At 72.7% G+C, this 19808-nt stretch carries 20 protein-coding genes and 1 tRNA gene; 7 read left to right on the top strand and 14 right to left on the bottom strand.

Annotated elements, in window-relative coordinates:
* The first annotated feature begins 37 nt into the window (after window positions 1–37).
* On the top strand, window positions 38–907 hold the full coding sequence (locus tag ASC54_RS11645; protein ID WP_055861449.1) for a hypothetical protein: 870 nt from the start codon (window positions 38–40) through the stop codon (window positions 905–907).
* Here ASC54_RS11645 and ASC54_RS11640 read toward each other — a convergent pair.
* Genes ASC54_RS11640 through ASC54_RS11595 form a run of 10 tightly spaced genes read right to left on the bottom strand, consistent with a single transcriptional unit; the run spans window position 904 to window position 11627 of the window.
* Window positions 904–1692 (bottom strand): polyprenol monophosphomannose synthase, encoded by a 789-nt coding sequence (locus ASC54_RS11640; RefSeq protein WP_055861446.1) that lies wholly within the window; start codon window positions 1690–1692, stop codon window positions 904–906. The two genes, ASC54_RS11645 and ASC54_RS11640, sit on opposite strands and share 4 nt — an antisense overlap.
* Entirely contained in the window at window positions 1689–3311 is a 1623-nt protein-coding gene (lnt, locus tag ASC54_RS11635; RefSeq protein ID WP_082515069.1) for an apolipoprotein N-acyltransferase, read from the bottom strand. Before lnt ends, ASC54_RS11640 begins: the two co-directional genes overlap by 4 nt.
* Window positions 3312–3349: 38 nt before the next feature.
* The gene (locus ASC54_RS11630) at window positions 3350–5812 is read right to left on the bottom strand and encodes an RNA helicase (RefSeq protein WP_055899158.1); all 2463 of its coding nucleotides are present in this window, start codon (window positions 5810–5812) and stop codon (window positions 3350–3352) included.
* On the bottom strand, window positions 5809–6576 hold the full coding sequence (tatC, locus tag ASC54_RS11625) for a twin-arginine translocase subunit TatC (protein ID WP_055861437.1): 768 nt from the start codon (window positions 6574–6576) through the stop codon (window positions 5809–5811). The genes ASC54_RS11630 and tatC overlap by 4 nt, the downstream gene beginning before the upstream one ends.
* Window positions 6577–6621: 45 nt before the next feature.
* The gene (tatA, locus tag ASC54_RS11620; RefSeq protein ID WP_055861434.1) at window positions 6622–6837 is read right to left on the bottom strand and encodes a twin-arginine translocase TatA/TatE family subunit; all 216 of its coding nucleotides are present in this window, start codon (window positions 6835–6837) and stop codon (window positions 6622–6624) included.
* Between the two features lie 41 nt (window positions 6838–6878).
* Window positions 6879–7907, bottom strand: coding sequence for a YafY family protein (locus tag ASC54_RS11615; protein WP_055861431.1), 1029 nt, complete (start codon window positions 7905–7907; stop codon window positions 6879–6881).
* Window positions 7900–8916, bottom strand: a complete 1017-nt coding sequence (locus ASC54_RS11610; protein WP_055861428.1) for a YafY family protein — start codon at window positions 8914–8916, stop codon at window positions 7900–7902. Before ASC54_RS11610 ends, ASC54_RS11615 begins: the two co-directional genes overlap by 8 nt.
* A gap of 7 nt (window positions 8917–8923) precedes the next feature.
* The gene (locus ASC54_RS11605) at window positions 8924–9892 is read right to left on the bottom strand and encodes an FKBP-type peptidyl-prolyl cis-trans isomerase (RefSeq protein ID WP_055861425.1); all 969 of its coding nucleotides are present in this window, start codon (window positions 9890–9892) and stop codon (window positions 8924–8926) included.
* A gap of 29 nt (window positions 9893–9921) precedes the next feature.
* On the bottom strand, window positions 9922–10923 hold the full coding sequence (locus ASC54_RS11600; RefSeq protein WP_055861422.1) for a tRNA (adenine-N1)-methyltransferase: 1002 nt from the start codon (window positions 10921–10923) through the stop codon (window positions 9922–9924).
* The gene (locus ASC54_RS11595) at window positions 10920–11627 is read right to left on the bottom strand and encodes an HAD family phosphatase (RefSeq protein WP_255357382.1); all 708 of its coding nucleotides are present in this window, start codon (window positions 11625–11627) and stop codon (window positions 10920–10922) included. The genes ASC54_RS11600 and ASC54_RS11595 overlap by 4 nt, the downstream gene beginning before the upstream one ends.
* 82 nt (window positions 11628–11709) lie before the next feature.
* Here ASC54_RS11595 and ASC54_RS11590 point away from each other — a divergent pair, with 82 nt between their 5' ends.
* On the top strand, window positions 11710–12648 hold the full coding sequence (locus tag ASC54_RS11590) for a PAC2 family protein (protein ID WP_055861419.1): 939 nt from the start codon (window positions 11710–11712) through the stop codon (window positions 12646–12648).
* A gap of 450 nt (window positions 12649–13098) precedes the next feature.
* On the opposite strand, the gene ASC54_RS11585 is transcribed toward ASC54_RS11590, so the two are convergent.
* Together ASC54_RS11585 and ASC54_RS11580 are read right to left on the bottom strand one after the other, a co-directional pair.
* Window positions 13099–13938 carry an undecaprenyl-diphosphate phosphatase gene (locus tag ASC54_RS11585; RefSeq protein ID WP_055899155.1) on the bottom strand — a complete coding sequence of 280 codons (840 nt, stop codon included), beginning with the start codon at window positions 13936–13938 and terminating at the stop codon, window positions 13099–13101.
* 7 nt (window positions 13939–13945) lie between these two features.
* Complete coding sequence (locus tag ASC54_RS11580; protein WP_055861415.1) at window positions 13946–15289, bottom strand: M20/M25/M40 family metallo-hydrolase; 1344 nt, start codon at window positions 15287–15289, stop codon at window positions 13946–13948.
* A gap of 90 nt (window positions 15290–15379) precedes the next feature.
* Here ASC54_RS11580 and ASC54_RS11575 point away from each other — a divergent pair.
* Together ASC54_RS11575 and ASC54_RS11570 are read left to right on the top strand one after the other, a co-directional pair.
* Window positions 15380–15463 (top strand) — tRNA-Leu (locus ASC54_RS11575).
* 154 nt (window positions 15464–15617) lie between these two features.
* Window positions 15618–17060 (top strand): FAD-dependent oxidoreductase, encoded by a 1443-nt coding sequence (locus ASC54_RS11570; RefSeq protein ID WP_055899152.1) that lies wholly within the window; start codon window positions 15618–15620, stop codon window positions 17058–17060.
* Here ASC54_RS11570 and ASC54_RS11565 read toward each other — a convergent pair.
* Both ASC54_RS11565 and ASC54_RS11560 read right to left on the bottom strand, forming a co-directional pair.
* Entirely contained in the window at window positions 16999–17706 is a 708-nt protein-coding gene (locus ASC54_RS11565; RefSeq protein WP_055861409.1) for a Pr6Pr family membrane protein, read from the bottom strand. The two genes, ASC54_RS11570 and ASC54_RS11565, sit on opposite strands and share 62 nt — an antisense overlap.
* A 2-nt stretch (window positions 17707–17708) precedes the next feature.
* Complete coding sequence (locus ASC54_RS11560; RefSeq protein WP_055861406.1) at window positions 17709–18071, bottom strand: DUF2834 domain-containing protein; 363 nt, start codon at window positions 18069–18071, stop codon at window positions 17709–17711.
* On the opposite strand from ASC54_RS11560, the gene ASC54_RS11555 reads away from it, so the two are divergent.
* The 3 genes from ASC54_RS11555 (at window position 18060) to ASC54_RS11545 (ending at window position 19734) form a co-directional block, all read left to right on the top strand.
* Window positions 18060–18938: a hypothetical protein gene (locus tag ASC54_RS11555; protein ID WP_235451464.1), complete on the top strand. Its 879-nt coding sequence runs from the start codon at window positions 18060–18062 to the stop codon at window positions 18936–18938. The genes ASC54_RS11560 and ASC54_RS11555 overlap by 12 nt on opposite strands.
* Before the next feature lie 89 nt (window positions 18939–19027).
* Window positions 19028–19462, top strand: a complete 435-nt coding sequence (locus ASC54_RS11550) for an ATP-dependent DNA ligase (RefSeq protein WP_369813327.1) — start codon at window positions 19028–19030, stop codon at window positions 19460–19462.
* On the top strand, window positions 19459–19734 hold the full coding sequence (locus ASC54_RS11545) for a hypothetical protein (RefSeq protein WP_055861402.1): 276 nt from the start codon (window positions 19459–19461) through the stop codon (window positions 19732–19734). The genes ASC54_RS11550 and ASC54_RS11545 overlap by 4 nt, the downstream gene beginning before the upstream one ends.
* Window positions 19735–19808: the final 74 nt, after the last annotated feature.

The following is a 19808-nucleotide window of genomic DNA, read 5'->3' as shown; positions in this document are numbered from 1 at the left end:
ACCGCCGTCCGGAATCGAGCCTCTAGGCTCGATCATCATGGCGCTCCCCTCGCACGACACCCTCGTCAGCTACCCCGACGGCGCGACGGCGTCCACCGGCACCGTCCTCCACGTCGAGCCTCTCGATGACGGCCTCAGCGCCGTCATCCTCGACGCGACAGCCGTCCACCCCATCGACACGGCCTGGCCCGACCAGCCCTCCGATCGCGGCGTCCTGCGCGGCGCCGCCGGCGAGGCGCGCATCGAGCGCGCCGTCATGGGCGGGATCCACGACGGCGCGCTGCTGCTCGGCACCGACCTGCCGGTGCGCACCGGCACCGAGGGCTGGACCTTCGTCGTCGCCCACCTCGTCGACGGCGCAGCGCCCGCCGAGGGCGAGAGCGTCGAGGTCGTCGCCGACGCCGACCTGCGGGCGGCGCTCAGCGCGGGGCACACGGCCTGCCACCTCGCCTCGCTCGCGCTCGATGGCGCGCTCTCGGACTCGTGGACGAAGGAGACGCCGCGCGACGCGCTCGGGAATCCCGCATTCGACCAGCTCGCGATCGTGACCTCGCGCATCCACGAGCACGGGTCGATCGACACCTACCGCATCGGGAAGTCGCTGCGTCGCAAGGGCTTCGCTCCCGCCGGTCTCGACGACGTCGCCGCCGTCGCGGCGCGGGCGAACGCCCTGCTCGCCGGGTGGGTCGCCGCGGGCGGCGCTGTGCGCATCGAGCGTGCCGACGCCGCCATCACGACGCGGCGCACGTGGGTGTGCGCACTGCCCGAGGGCGAGGTGCGGATCCCGTGCGGAGGCACGCACGTCGACGACCTCGCCGCGTTCACGAGCATCGAGGTCGCGCTCGAGCGCACCGACGTCGAGGGCGGTATCGAGCTCGTCATGACGACGACCGCGCGCATGGCCTAGCCGGGCAGCGGGCCCCGTCCCAGGCGGAGGGCGAATCCCCAGGCGGTGACGCGCCACAGGGCCTCCCCGACGATGCCCGCGTGCATCTTCGAGCGGCCCGTCGCGCGCTCGACGAAGGCGATCGGGTGCTCGAGCACGCGCCCTCCTCGGCGCTCGATGCGCCAGGCGAGCTCGACCTGGAAGCAGTAGCCGTGCGAGGACACGACCGATTCATCCAGACCGGTGAGGGCAAGGGTGCGGTAGACCCGGAATCCGGCCGTGAGGTCCTGGATGCGCGAACGAAGCATCCCCCGGGCGTAGCGGTTGCCGCCGCGCGAGATCGCCCGCCGGGCCCAGGGCCAGTTGACGACCGCGCCGCCGGGCACCCAGCGCGAGCCGATCACGAGGTCGGCGGACTCGGCGTCGGCGAGGGCGATCATCGCCGGCAGCTCGGCCGGATCGTGCGAGCCGTCGGCATCGATCTCCACGACGAACCGATAGCCCTCCACGGCCGCCCGGGCGAAGCCGGCGAGGTAGGCCGAGCCCAGGCCGTCCTTGCCGGGGCGGTGCAGGACGCGCACGCCGGGGTCGCTCGCGGCGAGCTCGTCGGCGATGCGGCCGGTGCCGTCGGGCGAGGCGTCGTCGACCACGAGGACGTCGGCATCGGGCACCGCGACGCGGATGCGCGCGAGGACGCCCCGCAGGCTCTCGGCCTCGTTGTAGGTGGGCAGAACGATCAGCGTGCTCGCGCCGGAGCGGCTCGCCCCCGCGCCGAGACGATCGCGCGCTGCGCGGTCGGCGGTCATGCGACCTCTCCCCGACGCTGGGATGCGCGGCCGGCGCGGCCGGCGCGGGACGCGGCGCCCGCGACCAGCAGCGCGCCCGCCGACAGCAGGCAGAGGAACCACTCGAGTGCGCGGCCCAGGGCGTGGGCGGGAGTCACGACCTCGCTCAGGGGGACCTCCTGGACCATGACGCCCGCGGTGAAGAGCGGCAGATCGTCGATCGTGGAGCCGTCGGGCGCGATGATCGCGCTCGCACCGACCGTCGAGGCCTGCACGACGCTGCGCCCGGACTCGATCGCGCGCAGGCGGGCGATCGCGAGCTGCTGCACGCTCTGGTCGGTGCGGCCGAAGTCCGCGTTGTTCGTGGGGGCGAGCAGCACGGTCGCATCCTCGTCGATCATGCGGGCGAGGAGGTCGTCGTCGACGATGTCGTAGCAGATCGCGACGCCCGCGACGACGCCGTCGGGCAGCTCGAGCACGGTGTCGCGCTGCCCGAACGAGTAGTCGCGGGGCACGAGGTCGAAGAGGTCCGGGGCGAGGGGGTAGAAGAACTCGCGCTCGGGCAGGTACTCGGCGAACGGCACGGGATGGATCTTGTCGTACTGATCGATCGCGCCGCGGCCCGCCTGCCACAGGAGGACCGAGTTGAAGGTCTTCTCGCCTGCGGCCGTGATCGTCCCGACCACGACGGGGGCGTCGAGCCGACTCGAGACCGAGTCGAGCGCGGCGGCGGCGTAGTCGGAGCGCAGCGGGTCGAGGTCGGAGCCGTTCTCCGGCCAGACGACCACGTCGAGCGGCTCGTCGAGCTCGTACAGCGGCACAGTCGCGTCGAGGTGGTCCTGGAGGATGTCTCCCGGCTCGTACTGCGCGAACAGACCCGTCTGCGAGTCGCCCTGCACCGCGCCGACGCGCACGCTGCCGCTCGTCGCCGTCGGGAACGCCGGCCACACCAGCAGCGTCGCCGAGAGGCCGGCGACGAGCACGGCGCGCGACAGGGCGGGGGTGCGTCGCTCGACCGCGACGGCCGCGAGCACCGCCGCGAGCAGCGCGACCAGGAAGCTGAGCCCGGACAGACCCGCCCACGCCGCCCAGTGCGCGAGCGGCCCCTCCGACTGCGAGATCGCGAGCCTGCCCCACGCGAAGCCGCCCCAGGGCCACACGTTCGAGACGCCCTCGCGCGCCGTCCACAGCCCCGCGAGGACGATCGGGAGCAGCAGCAGACGGCCGGCGACGCCGGGGAAGGCCACGGGCATCCACCGCCAGGCGAGCGCGATCGGGATCGCGCCGAGCGCGACGAAGACGACCTGCGCGAGCGTGAGGGCGAGCCACGGCACGATGCCGAGGTAGACGGTGAGCCACTCGATGAGCGCGCCGTAGTAGACGAAGCCCGCGACGGCGCCGACGAGGAGCGCGCCGCCGGCCGAGCGCCCGCGGAGGCTCCAGAGCACGAGCGCGGTTCCGAGGATCGTGAACGGCCACCAGCCGAGGTCGGGGAAGCCGAGGTCCATCGTCCAGCCGCCGAGGGCCGCGACGAGCACGGCGACCCCGAGTCGCGGCCCGGCAGGGGCGGGCGCGGCGAGCGCGAGCGGCGGGGTGCTGGGCGACGGCGCGGCGGCGCGCGGGCCGTCGGGAGCATCCATCACGATTCGATCCTAGAGAGCGTCGAGGCGGCGGATGCTCACGCCACCGAGCTGTAGGCGACGATGCCGCGGCGCACCCGGTCGAGGGCCGCGCGCGCGGTGCGCCCGACCTGCCCGTCGGCGACGAGCGAGATCTGGTCGAGGAGGTCGATCGTCTGCTTGCACCAGCGCACGAAGTCGCCCGCGGCGAGGTCGGCGTCGCGCAGGACGACCTCGAGCTGGGCTCCGCTCGCCCACTTGTGCATCGGCAGGGCGAGCGTCGTCGCGAGCGGGTTCGACCCGGGCAGCCGGTGCGCGTGCTCGAGGTCGTCGAGGTCGGCCCAGAGCAGCTGCGTGCGCTCGAGCGCGACGCGGAACGGCCCGCGCGGGAGCGCGTACTCGGGCGCCTGGCCGTCGTCGCGCCGGGCCTCGAAGACGATCGCGCACACCATCGCGGCGAGGGCGGGAGCGTCGAGATCGTCCCACAGCCCTCGGCGCAGGCTCTCGGCCACGAGGAGGTCGCGCTCGCCGTAGATGCGGCGGAGGGCTCGGCCATCGGCGCTGAGCCCGAGACGCCCGTGCTCGTCCTTCACGAGGTAGCCGAGCTCGCCGAGCACCTCGGTCACGCGATCGAACACCTGCGCGACGGCCCCCGTGCGGCCCCGGATCTGCCGGCTCACCTTGTCGCTGTCGCGCTTCAGCCGCCACCAGCGCTCGGCCCACCGGGAGTGGGCCTCGCGGTCCGCGCAGCCGTGGCAGGGGTGCTTGCGCATGCGCGAGCGGACGCCCTCGATCTGCCGCTGGCGGCGATCGCGCTCGCCCCGACCGCCCTGCTCGCCCGTGCGGGCGCGCTCGCGCTCGAGGTCGCTGAGCTCGCGGCGCAGCGCGGCATACTCGCCGAAGTCGCCGAGGTGGCACTGCATGCTCTTCTCGTATCCGGCGAGCGACTCCTGCTGCTTGCGGACAGTGCGGGCGAGGTCGACGACGGCCCGGTCCGCCTGGAACTGCGCGAACGAGCTCTCGAGGATCTCGCGCGTGCGCTGCCGGCCGAACTGCTCGATGAGGTTGACGGCCATGTTGTACGTCGGCCGGAAGCTGGAGTTGAGCGGGTACGTGCGGCGGGAGGCGAGGGAGGCGACGGCCTGCGGGTCCAGGCCGCCCGTCCACTGGATGACCGAGTGGCCCTCGGTGTCGATGCCGCGACGGCCCGCGCGGCCGGTGAGCTGCGTGTACTCCCCCGGCGTGATCGGCACGCGCGCCTCGCCGTTGAACTTCTCGAGCTTCTCCAGCACGACCGTGCGGGCCGGCATGTTGATGCCGAGCGCGAGGGTCTCGGTCGCGAAGACGACCTTGAGGAGCTTCTTCTGGAAGAGCTCCTCGACGACCTCCTTGAACGCGGGCAGCAACCCCGCGTGGTGCGCGGCGACGCCGCGCTGCAGGCCGTCGAGCCACTCCCAGTAGCCGAGCACGGCGAGGTCGTCGTCGCGCAGCGTGCGGCAGCGCTCCTCGACGACCTGGCGGATCTCCTCGCGCTCCCACGACTCGGTGAGCTTGAGTCCGGCCCGCAGGAGCTGACGAACCGCGCCGTCGCAGCCCGCGCGGGAGAAGATGAAGAAGATCGCCGGCAGGAGGTTCCGCTGAGCGAGGATCGCGGCGATCTCGGCGCGGTCGGCCTTGCCGTCGGCGCCGGGCCGCTTCTCCCACCGGCGGGGGTGATGCTGCCGGCCGCGGTGCGGCGCGTGCCCTCCGGCCTTCGCGAGCTGCACGAGCTCGGGGTTCACCCGGTTCGTCGCGGCCTGCCCGCTCGAGTCGAAGAGGTCGACGAGCTTCGAGCGCACGAGCACGTGCTGCTCGAGCGGCACGGGCCTCGTCTCGGAGACGATCACGTCGGTGTCGCCGCGCACGGCCTGCAGCCAGTCGCCGAACTCCTCGGCGTTCGACACGGTCGCGCTGAGCGAGATGAGCCGCACCGGGAGCGGGAGGTGGATGATGACCTCCTCCCACACCGCCCCGCGGAACCGGTCGGCGAGGTAGTGCACCTCATCCATGACGACGTACCGCAGGTCGGTGAGCAGCGCCGAGTCGGCGTAGAGCATGTTGCGCAGCACCTCGGTCGTCATGACGACGATGCGCGCGGATGCGTTGATGTTCGTGTCGCCCGTCAGCAGGCCCACCTCGCTCGCGCCGTACTGGGCGACGAGCTCGTTGTACTTCTGATTGCTGAGCGCCTTCATCGGCGCGGTGTAGAAGATCTTCGCGCGCGGGTCGAACATCGCGAGGAAGACCGCGAACTCGGCCACGATCGTCTTGCCGGCGCCGGTCGGTGCGGCGACGAGCACGCTGCGCCCCTCCTCGAGCACCGCGCACGCGGCCTGCTGGAAGGGGTCGAGATCGAACGCGAGCTGGTCGCGGAAGGCCTTCAGGCGGGGATGCTCGCGCAGCGCCCGCGCGGCGGCGAATCGCTCGGCCGGGCTGGGCTCGGGGGCGACCCCGCCGGCGCCGCTCGTTGAGGACGGGCTCATGCGGGGGCCGCGTCGATGCCGTACTCCGCGGCGAGGGCGGCGTCCTTCTTGGCGTGCCGTCGATCGTTGAGGACGGCGATCCCGGCCGCCAGGAAGTAGAGCCCCACCATCGGGATCGCGAGGATGAACATCGACATGATGTCCGCGGCGGGCGTCGCGAACGCGGTGAAGAGGGTGATCGCCAGGATCGCCCAGCGCCACCCCTTGAGGATGCTCGCGCCCATGAGCACGCGGGCGAAGTTCATCACCACGAGCACGACGGGCAGCACGAAGCCGATACCGATCGCGAGGATGAGCTTGAGAGAGAAGTCGAGGTAGACCTTCGCGGTCAGGAGCGTCGCGGTCCCCTCAGCGGCGAAGCCGGTGAGCAGCTCGACGATGTGCGGGAGCACGAACCAGCCGGCGGCGCAGCCGGCGAGGAACAGCGGGAGCGCGGCGCCGAGGAAGCCCACGGCGTACTGCTTCTCGCGGCGGTGCAGCGCGGGAACGATGAAGGCCCAGAGCTGATAGAGCCACACCGGCGAGCCGATGACGACCCCGAGGACCAGGGCGATGACGAGCTTCGTGTCGAACGCCTCGGTGACGGCGGTGTAATTGATCGTGGCATCGCGGCCCTGAGCCTCGGCGACGACCCTCAGCGGCTCGCTGAGCGCCGCCCACACGGGATCGGCGAGGAACCACCCCCCCACTGCCGCGAGGATGATCGTCACGGCCGTGATGGTCAGACGCTTGCGCAGCTCGACGAGGTGCTCGCCGAGCGACATCCGGCCCTCGGCGTTACGGGGCCGGGCGGGACGGACCGCCACCGGTCAGGACTTGGGGGCGGTGTCGGTCCCCTCCGCGCTCGGGGCGGTCGACGGGGCCGGATCGGCGGGGGCGTCGGGGTTCTTCACCTCGTTCTTGAAGATCTTCATCGACTGGCCGAGGCTGCGCGCGAGAGCCGGGAGCTTCGGCGCCCCGAACAGGAGCAGGATGACGACGAGCAGGATGATCGCGTGCCAGCCGGTGAATGCATTGCCGAACATGGGTGGTCGTCCTCACGGGAAGGGGTCGGAGAGTCTCGAGTCTAAGCGGTCGGCCCCGTGCCCGGGCCGAGCACTCGCTCAGACGATCCCGTGCCGTGACGCTGCTCCGCCGCGGCGAGAGCGTCATCGGCCCATCGCGCGGCGGCGAGTCGGGCATCCGGCGGATCGGTGATCGCCCCGACGCCCGCGATGCGGGCCGCGAGGCGGCCGATCACGCCCTCATGGGCGAGAGGGATGCGCGCGATCGCGCGATCGCCCGCGTACTCGACGGCGTCGTCTGCTCCGAGGTAGTCCGACAGCAGCGGCAGCGCGCTCGCGGGCAGCTCGACGGTCACGAGCAGGTCGCCGGCGTCGCCCCGGAACAGCTCGCCCGCGTCGGTCGTGCTCGGCGCGTGCTCCTCGGCCGGGCCGATCGCCTCGGCGCTCGCCATGCGGTCGAGCCGGAAGGTGCGCTCGGCGTCGCGCGTGAGGCACCAGCCGCGCAGATACCAGACGTCGTCGACCGACTCGAGCCGGATCGGGTCGACGTCACGCTCCTCCCGGTCGCCGCGCGTGGTCACGTAGTCGATGCGCAGGCGCTCCCCCGCCGTGACGGCCGCCGCGACGGTCTCGCGCAGCGCGTCGGAGGTGCGCGACTGCACCGAGACGGGGGCGACCTCGCCGCTCGCGCCGCGGGCGAGCTTCGTCATGAGGCGCTCGACATCGGCGCGCTCGCTGAAGCCGGGCATCGCCGAGACCGCCTGCAGGCCGGCGAGCAGGGCCGCGGCCTCGCGCGAGGACAGACGCGGGCGCTGGTCGAGCGGGGCGTTGCGGAAGCGGATGACGTCGCGCTCCTCGAAGTCGTCCCAGTCGATGTCGAACAGGCCCTGCGCGAGGTAGAGCCCCTCGGGCCCCGGGTCGCCCGTGCCGGTCAGGTAGCCGACGAGCGCGCGCATCTGCTCGGGGCTGACGTCGAACTGCGCGGCGGCCTCCGCGACGCTCACGCGCACCTCGTCGATGAGGTACGGCACGAGCCCGAGCAGCAGGGCGAGCTTGTCGCCCGCGCGCTGCGGCGGCCTGCGCTCAGCCATGCGCGCTCACCACCCGGCGCCAGCGCTCCACGACGGCCTCGCGCAGCGGCTCGGGGCCGAGGACGCGGATGTCGGCGCCGAAGGCCGCGAGCTCCTCCGCGAGCACGGCGAGGTCGGTCGTGCGGACGATGAGGGTTTCGCCGTCGACGACGGTGCCGGCGCGATTGCGCAGGACGACATCCGCCTCGCTGCCGGGGCGCGGGACGACCGCGGCGGTCGTCCGCTCGAACACCTCCTGCAGCTCGCGCTGCACGCGCGCGGCCTCGTCGGGGCGAGGAGCCCGAGCCTCGACGTCGTCGATGCGGACCGCGCCGACGATGCGGCGCAGGAGAAAGGTGCGGGGGGCATCCACGCCCTCGTCGTGGGCGTGGAGGTGCCAGCGCCCCTCGTGGTTGACGAGCGCGAGCGGCGAGACGCTGCGCAGCTCGGGCTCGGCCGCCCCGGGCTTGAGGTACGGGAAGGAGACCCGGCGACGGCGGTCGATCGCCTCGGCGAGCGGGTCGTGCGCGGCCTCCCTGGCGCGGATCGACGGCGCGAAGCCGATGACGCTCTGCTCGACGGCGTGCCCGAACGACTTGAGCTTCGTGAGGGCGCGGCGCGACTGCTCCGACAGCGAGCTCTCGCGCCACACCTGCGCGGCGAGGCCGAGCAGTGCGACCTCCTCCGCCGAGAACTCGATGTCGTCGGGCAGCTGGTAGAGCGACTTGGGGATGCGGTACCGCTGCAGCCGCGTGTCGCCCTCGGCGCCCGGCTGATCGACCGTCTCGAGCGGGACGCCGAGCTCGCGGACGTCCTCCTTGTCGCGCTCGAACTGCCGCTCGAGGCTCGCGCGGTCGGAGGAGTCGTCGAAGCGCTCGGCGTAGCCGGCGACGGTCGAGAGGATGTCCTGCTTGGTGAGCCCCTGCTCCGTCGCCATGAGCGCGAGGATCAGGTTGAACTGCCGCTGCTCGGGCGGCACGCGACGGCGCGCGGCGCCGGCCGCGTCGACCGTCGTCCGTCGCCCGGCCATGCGCCGACTACTCCTCGATGCCGAGGACGTCGACGACGAAGACCATGGTCGAGCCCGCGGGGATCGACGCGGGCGCCTGGCCCTCGGGGTACCCGAGCTCGGGCGGGATGACGACGACGACCTGCGAGCCGACCGTCTTGCCCTCGAGCGCCTGAGCGAGGCCAGGGACGATGCCCTGCGGGTCCTCCTCGAAGCTCACCACGGGGAAGGTCGAGGCGGAGCCGCGCTCCCAGCTGGAGTCGAACACTTCGCCCGTCTCCCACACCACGCCCGTGTAGTGGAGAACGGCGCGGTCGCCGGCCTCGAGCGCGGCACCGTCGCCGAGGACGAGGACGTGGTCGATGAGCTCGGCCGACGGGTCCTCGTCGGGGATGGTGATGCCGGGTACGCCCTCGGGCGTCGTCACGACCGCGGGGACGCCCGATGCGCCGAGCTGCGGCGCCCCGTCGGCCTTCGCGAGGTAGGCGTCCTGGACGTCGATCACGAGCACGACCGGGTCGCCGTCCTCCAGGCCGGTCTGCGGGTCGAGCGCGCCGGCGCCGAACACGTCGGCGATGGTGGCGGTCACGGCGATGCGCGAGCCGACCTCGGCGCACTGGACGGCCTCGGCCATGACGTCGATCTCGGCGCCCGCGGTGCGACGCAGCGGCGCGGCCTCCGGGTCGTACTCGGAGGCGGTGATGAGCTCGCCGGTCTCGCCGTCGAAGAGGCTGACCTGCAGGTCGACGATCTGGCCAGCGTCAGCCGTCTCGCCGTCGCCCGGAACGAGGACGGCCTGCTCGGGCCCGTCGCTGAGGAGCGGAGTCGGGAACTCGACCTCGGGCGGCGAGAGGAGCTCGCCCGTCGCCTCGACGTAGCTCGGCTGGTCACCGGTCGGGACGGCGGGCGCGCACGCCTCGGCACCCGACGGGGCGCACGCGGTGAGCGTGCCCAGGAGTGCGGCGGTCAGGATGATGGCGGGTGCGGAAGTGCGCACGGAACCTCTTCTCGGATCGGGTGCGGCCGTCAGAACTCTACCGGGGCGTCGCCTGCGCGCTTCGCCGAGCGCTCGGCGAGCGACTGAGCCTCGCGGACGGCCTTGCGGAGGCGCTTGGGGCTCGCGATGCGGTCGCCGAGGGCGCCCGGGGTCCAGATCTCGACATCCTCATCGCCGTGCTCGGTCTTGCTGCCGCGCTTGGCCTTGACGAAGCGCGCGGTGCCGTCGGCGAGCCGGCGGGCGGTGAGAAGGAAGCCCGTGTGGGCGACCATGCGGTGGTCGGGGCGGACGGAGAGGCCGTCGACGTTCCAGCCGCGGACCATCGTCTCGCTCGAGAGCGGCTCGGTGAAGCGCTCGGCGGCGCGGATCGCCTCGGCGACGCGGCTCAGCTGCGTGGCGGTCGCGACGTAGACGACGAGGACGCCGCCCGGCGTGAGGGCGTCGCCGACGGCCTCCAGGCACTCCCACGGGGCGAGCATGTCGAGCACGACGCGATCGACCGTGCCGTCCTCGCACGTCTCGGGCAGGGAGGCCTGCAGGTCGCCGATCGTGATCGTCCAGTTCGCGGGCGCCTCGCCCAGGAAAGCGGAGGCGTTGCCGCGGGCGATGTCGGCGAACTCCTCGCGGCGCTCGAAGCTCAGCAGGCGGCCGGTCGGTCCGATCGCGCGCAGGAGCGAGAGCGACAGAGCGCCGGAGCCCACGCCCGCCTCGACGACCGTCGCGCCCGGGAAGACGTCGCCCATCGCGACGATCTGGCCGGCGTCCTTCGGGTAGACGATCGCGGCGCCGCGCGGCATCGACATGACGAAGTCGTTCAGGAGCGGGCGCAGCGCGAGGTAGGGCACCCCGCTGGAGTTCTCGACGACGCTGCCGTCGGGGAGGCCGATGAGCGACTCGTGCGGGAGCACCCCGCGGTGGCTGTGGAAGGCCTTGCCGCGCTCGAGGGTCACGGTGTTGAGCCGGCCCTTCGGGTCGGTGAGCTGCACCTGGTCGCCCTCGATGAACGGGCCGGACTGGCGGCGGAGGGTCATGCGGGGGCTCCCGTCGTGGCGCGGTGGTGACGGTGGCGCTCGAGCGCGGCGCCGAGGTCGGCGATGCCGCGGCCGTCGAGCGTGGTCCACAGCTCGTGGGTCGGGGCCTCGTGCAGGCTCACGTGGCACGGGACGCCGATCGTCGCCGCGCCCGAGGCGACGGCGGAGACGAGGCCGAACTCGCTGTCCTCGATGGCGACGCAGTCGCGGATGCTCACGCCCAGCCGATCGGCGGCCGTCAGGTAGGGCTCGGGGTGCGGCTTCGCGTTCGTCACGTCGTCGCCCGCGATGACGACGGCGAAGGCGTCCTCGCCGATCGCCGCGGCGACGCGCAGCGCCATGCGCCGCAGCGACATCGTGACCAGAGCGCTCGGGATGCCCTCGGCGCGGAGCGCGGCGAGCAGCTCGCGCGCCCCCGGGCGCCACGGCACGGCGATCTCGATCTGCTCCATGACGTGGTCGGTGAGGCGCTCGATGATCTCCTCGCGCGCGAGCGCGACCCCGGCGTCCTGGAGCACTCCTGCCGCGTCGAGGAGGCCCGAGCCGACGAGCCGGAGGCCGTCCTCCTGCGTCCAGACGCCGCCGAACGAGGCCACGAGCTCCGTCTCGGCGGAGAGCCAGTAGGGCTCGGTGTCGACGATCGTGCCGTCCATGTCCCACAGGACTGCGGCCGGCGCGGCGGGGGTTCGACTCGGTGCGGTCACGACGGGCCAGTCTAGTTGCGTTCTATTGTGGAGACCGCGCTGCGGGCGACGGGCCGGCGGCGCTCGACCGAGAGCGAGCGACGTGACCCAGAGCGACCTGTTCCGAGGCGGGCGACTGCTCGTCGTCGCCTTCGAGGGCTGGAACGACGCGGGCGAGGCGGCGAGCGGAGCGGTCAAGGCGCTCAAGGAGGTGCTCGACGTCGTGCCCATCGCCGACGTCGACCCCGAGGACTACTACGACTTCCAGCTCAACCGCCCGACCGTGGAGTTCGACGAGGAGGGCCGGCGTCGCGTGCGGTGGCCCGGGGTCACCTTCTACGGCCCCGCGAACGACGATGGGCTGCCGCGCGAGATCGCGCCCGAGCGCTCGGCCGGTGAGCGAATCCTCGACGTGAGCGGCACCAACCACGACAACATCTACCTGCTGCTGGGCACCGAGCCCTCGCGCGGCTGGCGCACCTTCGCGACCGAGACCATCGACCAGGCGCTCACGGCCGACATCACCGGCATCGTCATTCTCGGCGCGCTGCTCGCCGACGTGCCGCACTCCCGGCCCATCACCGTGCACTCCACGAGCGAGAACGCGCAGGTGCGGGAGGAGCTGGGCGTCGAGCGCTCGACCTACGAGGGTCCCGTGGGGATCCTCAGCATCATCGCCGCTGCGGCGGAGGAGGTCGGGATCCCGGTCGTGTCGCTATGGGCCTCCGTGCCGCACTACGTGCACAACGCCCCCTCCCCCAAGGCGACGCTCGCCCTGCTCGACAAGCTCGAGGAGTTCGTCGACGTCACCATCCCCCGCGGCGACCTCATCGACGAGGCTCGCGCCTGGGAGGACGGCATCGACGCGCTCGCCGAGGACGACGACGACATGAAGTCGTACATCGTCTCGCTCGAGCGGGCGCGCGACGCCGTCGAGGCGCCCGAGGCGAGCGGCGAGGCGATCGCGCAGGAGTTCGAGCGCTACCTGCGCAAGCGCGGCGACGACGAGCCGCCGCAGTCGGCGAGCGAGCCGCCCGCGTAGGGGCGCAGGCACTTCTCGCGTCGCGAGTACCGCGGCTCGCGGCTCGCGTCCTCCGGCTGACGTCCGGCCAGGTGCGCGCCCTCCGACACGTTCGGAACGAGCGACGGTGTTCCACCGCCCTCGGGCAGCCCGCGGGCGCGTGCAACAATTCCGGAGATCCGGTGCTGCCGGTGCGGGGTGTCGCGCAACTGCGACGCGCGCGGCGCCCGATCTCCGGAGAACGTGCACGCGCGACGCCGCGAGCGAGTTCGCGCGGCTCAGGTCTGCCGCGAGTCGAGCGAGCTGCCCGTGCGCTCGCTGACACCTCCACGACTCGGGAGTCCTGGGCGGGCACCGCGTGCGACACGCCGGTGGAGTATCCCGTCAGCGCGCCATGGGGCGCAGGGTTCCTGAATTCTGCGGGCGGGCGGGCGGGCAGTCGGGCGAGCGGCGGCGGATGCTCGGCTCGGGCTAGAGAGGGTCGATGACTCCCGCGCCGAGGAGGATGAGCAGCACGGTGCCGAGCACGACGCGGTAGATCACGAACGGCAGGAACGACCGGGTCGAGATGTACCGCATGAGCCCGGCGATGACGAGGTAGCCGACGCCGAACGCGATGACCGTCGCCGCGAGCGTGTCGAACCAGCCGAACGGGCTCGCGCTCGGCTCGCGGATCGCCGTCACGAGCTCGTAGAGACCGCTGCCGAACACCGCGGGGATCGCGAGCAGGAACGCGTAGCGGGCAGCCGCCGGCCGCGTGTAGCCGAGCGCGAGGCCCATCGTCGTCGTCGCGCCCGAGCGCGAGACGCCGGGGATGAGCGCGAGCATCTGCGCGGCGCCGTAGAGGAGGCCGTGCGGATAGGTGAGCTCGTCGAGCTCGCGCGTGCGGCGCCCGAGCCGGTCGGCGACGCCGAGGATGAGGCCGAACACGATGAGCACGACCGCGACGAGCCAGAGCGAGCGGAAGGTCGAGCGGATGTACTCCTGAGCGAAGAAGCCCACGAGAACGATCGGCACGGTGCCGATGATGATGAGCCAGCCCATGCGCACGTCGGGGTCGGTGCGCGGCACGCCCGAGGAGGGCGAGAAGTGCCGGAACCAGCGCCCGATGATGCGCGTGATGTCCGTCCAGAAATACAGGAGGACCGCGAGCTCGGTGCCGATCTGCGTGATCGCGGTGAACGTCGCCCCCGGGTCGGTCGTGCTCGGCAGGAACTCGCCGGCGATGCGCAGGTGCGCGCTGGAGGAGATCGGCAGGAACTCCGTCAGGCCCTGGATGAGGCCGAGGATGATCGCTTCGAGGAGGGACACGCGGCTCCTAGTAGGTCGACAGCAGGTCGGTGAGGGCGCGGTGCCCGAAGTCGAGGGCGCTGAGCGGCACGCGCTCGTCGACGCCGTGGAACATCGCCGGGAAGTCGAGGTCGGGCGTGAGCTTCAGGGGCGCGAAGCCGTAGCCGGTGATGCCGAGCTCGCTGAGCGCCTTGTTGTCGGTGCCGCCGCTCAGCAGGTACGGGATGACCTGCGCCTCCGGATCGTGCCGCATCAGTGTCGCGACCATGGCCTCGACGAGGGCGCCCGAGAAGGGGTTCTCGAGCCCCACGTCTCGCGTCACGACCTCGATCTCGACCTCGTCCGGGAGCATCGCGCGCACCTCGGCGAGCACGGCGTCCTCCTCGCCCGGCAGGGTGCGGATGTCGATGAGCGCCTCGGCCGTGTCGGGAATGACGTTGTGCTTGTAGCCGGCCTTCAGGAGCGTCGGGTTGCTCGTCGTGCGCAGGGTCGCCGTGAGGAACCCCGCCGCGGTGCCCGTGCGCAGCAGCAGCTCGTCGGCGCCGGAGCCGTCGGCGCCCACGGCCTCCGGGTCGGTGCCCAGGATGCGCGAGAGCTCGGCGAGCAGCTGGGTCGTCGTGCCGGTGAGCCGCACCGGCCACTCACGGCGCCCGAGCAGGGCGACGGCCTCGGCGAGCTTCGTCACGGCGTTGTCGCGGATGACCCGTGAGCCGTGCGCCGCCGTGCCGCGCGTGCGCAGGCGGATCCAGACGAGGGCCTTCTCGCCCGTCTGCAGCAGGTACGCGCGCTGGCCCTCGATGTCGACCGAGTAGCCGCCGACCTCGCTGATGGCCTCGGTCGCGCCCGCGAAGAGCTCCCGACGGTGGGTGACGAGGTGGTGCGCGCCGAAGGCGCCGCCGTTCTCCTCGTCGGAGAAGAACGCGACCACGAGATCGCGGTTGGGCCGCCCTCCCCCGGCGAGGATCTCGCGCAGGGAGGTGAGGATCATCGCGTCCATGTTCTTCATGTCGACGGCGCCGCGCCCCCAGAGCATCCCGTCACGGATCTCGCCGCCGAACGGGTCGACCGACCAGTTCGCGGGGTCGGCCGGGACGACGTCGAGGTGGCCGTGGACGACGAGGGCCGGGCGCTCGCCGCGGGCGGTGTCGACGGGGTTCGCGTACGAGCCCTCGACGCGCGCGACGACGCTCGTGCGGCCGGGCGCGGCGTCGATGAGCTCGGGCTCGAGCCCCATCTCGGAGAGGATCGCGGCGACGTACTCGGCCGCCTCCGTCTCGCCGTTGCTGCGCCCCTCGCCGTGGTTCGTCGTGTCGAATCGGATGAGGTCTCGGGCGATGCGGGCGGTCTCGCTGAGCTGCTCCTGGCCTGCCATGCCGACCACGCTACCCCGCGTGCTGGCGGCACCTCGGAACGTGCTATCGTCGTCTCTCGGTTGCCCCGCCACGGCGGAGGAACCGGACCAGCGCGGGTGGCGGAAATGGCAGACGCGCTAGCTTGAGGTGCTAGTGCCCGAAAGGGCGTGGGGGTTCAAGTCCCCCCTCGCGCACGCTGGTCGGTGAGTGATCACCAGCCAACCATTACTGGTTGAGACAGTCCGCTCCGAAGAGCGGTGAACGGCCCCGAGGCTCCGGCCCGGGGCCGTTCTGCTGTCTGCGGAGCCCCGACCGCGAGGCCGACGCGCGCGGGTAGGCTCGCCCGCGATGGGCATCACACGGCGCACCTTCCTGGTCGGGGCCACGGGCCTCTCCGTCGCGGTGCTCGCGGCGTGCACCGATGAGCCGCCGCAGCCCTCGCCCGAGCCGACGCCCGCGCCCGCGGTCGGCCCGCCCCGCCCGGCCGGCGTCGCCCGCAGCGACTGGCTCGGCGACTCGTTCTCGCGCGGATCCACGAGCTTCCTGCCCGTCGGCGAGTCGCCGCGGCTGCGCGACGAGCTCGCCTCCCCCTGGCGCGATCGGCTGTTCTTCGCGGGCGAGGCCACCTCGGCGGATGCGCCATCCACGGTGCACGGAGCCCTCGCGTCGGGCGAGCGCGCCGCCGCCGAGCTCCTCGCGGTCGCCGCGCCCGGAGAGCGCGTCGTGATCGTCGGGGCGGGCATCGCCGGCGCGGCCGCCGCTCGCCTGCTCGTCGACGACGGCCCGGAGGGCCTCGAGGTCATCGTGCTCGAGGCGCGGGGCCGCACGGGCGGCCGGATCCATACGATCGACAGCGACGCGTGGCCCGTGCCGGTCGAGCTCGGCGCGCAGTGGGTGCGCGAGATCGGTCGGCACGACCTGCTCGAGCGGCTCGTGCGCGCGGGCGTCGACGTCGCGATCGCCGATGCGGCGCGCGGGTTCGACGAGGCAGGCGAACCGATCGCGATCACGCGGCCCTCGACCTCGGCGACGCTCGAATCCGTCCTGCTGCCCGTACTGGAGGCCGCGCGCCAGGCCGCCGCCGCCGTCGAGCCCGACGTGGCGCTCGCGACCGCGCTCGCCCTCCTGAGGCCGTGGGACGGCACGCCCGGCATGGAGGGGGCGCCGAGCGAAGCGCAGTCGATCGCGCTCGCGCTCTCCGGGCTCGTCGAGCCCCGGCTGGGGGCTGCGACGGGCGAGCTCTCGACGCGCGAGGGGCTCGCCGAGCTGCCGCTCGGCGCCGAGAACCTCGTCACGGGCGGGTGGGCCCGGCTCGTCGACGCTCTGCTCGAGGACGTCGACGTGCAGCTCTCGAGCCCCGTCACGGGCATCGCGGTCGGCGACGACGACGTGAGCGTCCGGCTCGGGGTGGGCGACTCGTTCTCGGCCGACCGCGTCCTGCTCACGGCTCCGCTCGGCGTGCTGCAGGCGCGCGGCATCGACCTCGAGCTGCCGGCCGTCAAGGACTCCGCGATCGCCCGCCTCGGGGTCGGAGCGGTCGAGACGATCTGGCTGCGCTTCGACGCGCCCTTCTGGGAGGAGGAGGCCGCGATCTGGGTGCTCGCCGACCCGGAGGCGGCCGTGCCGCTGTGGGTCAACCTGGGGGCCGTGACGGGCGAGCCCGTGCTCGTCGGCGTCGTCGCGGGCGCGCGGGCGATCGGCTTCGGCGCGCTCGGCGAGGGCGACGCGGTCACCGCGGCGCTCGCGGGCCTCGCTCCTCTCGTGGTCGGGCGCGAGCCCACGACCGGCTGAGGGCGGGCATCCGTTCGAGGGGGATGCGCGGCAGCACGCGCACGACCGCTCCGACGAGCGCGAACAGTCCCAGCGCGGCCGCTCCGTAGGCGAGCAGCTCAACCACGCCGCTCACCTGGTCGGGGTCGAGGAAGAAGTACGGGTACCAGCCGACGATCGCGCCGCGGATGAGCGTCGCGAGGCCCCAGCCGAGCGGGTAGCCGACGACGATGAGCATCACGCGCGGATCCGTGCGGCGCTCCCCCGGCGAGAGCAGCCAGTCGAGCAGCAGCCATGCGGGCAGCACGAAGTGGAGCAGCTGATCGCTCAGCGGCACGTCGAGCCGGTAGCCGCGGGTCGCCGCCTGCGAGGCCAGGAGCGCGAAGACGATGCCGGCCACGAGCATCCAGCTGAGGACGGCGACGCGCGCCACGGGCATCCACGCCGGATCGCGGGAGCGGCGCAGCGCGAGCGCGCCCGAGACGATGCCGAGCGCGATCGCCGCGATGTTCGACTGCACGGTGAGGTAGCCGAAGAAGTTGGAGGCGATGAAGACGCTGAAGCCGAGCCCGTACTGGAAGCGAGCCACGAGCGCGATGACCCCGATGAGCGCCGCGAGCAGGCGCAGGCCGCCGACCACCCGCCGTGCCGTCGCGCGCTCGCTCACCGTTACGAGGGTGCCATGCCCTCCGCGGGCTCGGTGGCGCCGAGCTCGGTGAGGCGGCGCTCGCGGTTCGCGAGGAAGAGCGGGAAGGTGAACGCGATCGCCGTGAGCCCCGAGAAGGCGATGTACGCCCACAGGTGCCTCATGCCCAGGCGCCGCCCCTCGATGACGATGAAGGCGCACCCCGCGACCGCCATGATCAGCAGGTCGGTCGTGAGCGAGCCGACGGCCGGGCCATTATTGAACCAGTCCCCCACGAAGTCGTTGCGCTGAAGAATCGCGATGACGTTGTACGTCCACGTGCCGACGAGGCCGATGATCGCGAGAACGAGGAACACGATGGCGCGAGGAGTCCAGTGACGGGTCATGCCGACATCATCGCCCCGTTCGGCCTGCTGCTCGACGTCGACGGGCCGATCGCGAGCCCCGAGACCCGCACGATCGTGCACGCCTCGATCGTGGAGGACCTGCTGACCCTCGCCCATGCGGGGATCCCGGTCGCGTTCGTCACCGGCCGCAGCGACGCCTTCATGCGCGAGCAGGTCGTCTCGCGCCTTCTCGAGCACGGGATGCGCGAGGACGTCGCCCTCTTCGGCGTCTTCGAGAAGGGCGGGGCGTGGGCCCCGATCACGGCCGCGGGCCTCGGCGAGGTGCAGGTCGACCCGACGGTCGCCCTGCCCGACGCTGCCCGCACGGAGGTCGAGTCGATCGCGCGCGAGCGCTTCGCCGACGCGATGTTCGTCGACGAGGGCAAGCGCGTCATGGTGTCGCTCGAGCAGCGCGTCGACGTCTCGTCGGAGGTCTATCGCGAGGCGCAGGAGGAGTTCGAGGACGCGGCGTTCGCGGCGCTCGCCGCCCGCGGGCTCGGCGTCCGCCACCGCGACCGGGTCTCCCCCGACGCCGATGGCGCTGTGCCGTTCCGCATCGACCCGACGATCATCTCGACCGACATCGAGTCGGTGCGGCTCGACAAGGATCACGGTGCGCGGCGCGTGATCGACTGGTTCGCTGCGCGCGGCACGACGGCGCCGCGCTGGTACTCGGTGGGCGATTCGCGCTCGGACTACCTCATGGCCGATCACGTGCACGCGATCGGGCTCGAGGCCGTGCACGTGGACGTGCGCCCCGCGGACGGGGTGCTGGAGCGCCCGTACCCGATCGACGTGCGCGGAGAGCTCGTGCACGATCACGCGGGTGCCGACTTCCTGAGCGAGCGGGTCGCGGCTCTGGAATAGGGGGGTACGGTCAGAGGGCCGACACGCACGACTCAGCCGGTGCAGCGCCTGCTCGCCCCCCGCGAGCAGCACCCGATCGTGAGGAACCGATGGGCCAGCTGATCTACGCGTCGACGTTCGAGGCGAGATTCGACGACCGGGTGCTCGCGCACCTGCAGATCGTGATCGTCGCCAAGCTCCGGCGCCAGGAGTCGTTCGCGTTCTCGTGGTCGAAGCCCCGCGAGGAGGGCAGCGGGCGGGCGAGCCTGTGGCTGCACCCCGCGATCCCGCTCGTGTTCACCTTCCACGGCGGCCGCGCGCCGACCATCAGCCGCGCCTGGATCGAGGCCCTCATGAGCTCGGCCAACAGCTCGGCGGGGCTCCGCATCGTCCCCGAGCCGAGCGGCGTCGTGCCGCCCGTCACGCGGGTCCACTCGTCGCTCCTCATCGCGCCGGACGACCGCCTCATCGCCGACAGCGGCGACGGCGCGATCGCCGACAGCGCCATCACCGACAGCGCCATCACCGACGGAGGTCGCTCATGAGAGTCGTGCAGGCCAGCATCGGCGAGAGCCGCAACTATCTCGCCGACAACCAGGATCTCGACGCGCTCAAGGAGGAGATCGTGGCGGCGTGCGTCGCCGGCGGTGCCTTCGTGGATGTCCGGCTCTCGGGCGACCGCGTCATGAGCGTGCTCATCACCACGTCGACCTCGATCTCGTTCGAGATCCGCGAGGTCGGCGAGGAGGAGTTCCTCGACGACGAGGCCTCGGAGAACGGCCGCCTCCACTTCGACGGCGACTACTGGGTGGAGTAGGGCGGGGCCGCTGAGGTGGCACCGCTGGCGACACGCCGTCGAATGTCGGTGGCGGTTGCGATATTCGAACGTAT

The organism is Yonghaparkia sp. Root332 (assembly GCF_001425665.1).
Classification (GTDB): domain Bacteria; phylum Actinomycetota; class Actinomycetes; order Actinomycetales; family Microbacteriaceae; genus Microcella.
Note: the sequence above shows the minus strand (reverse complement) of the source record. Positions and strands in the feature narration are given on the sequence as shown.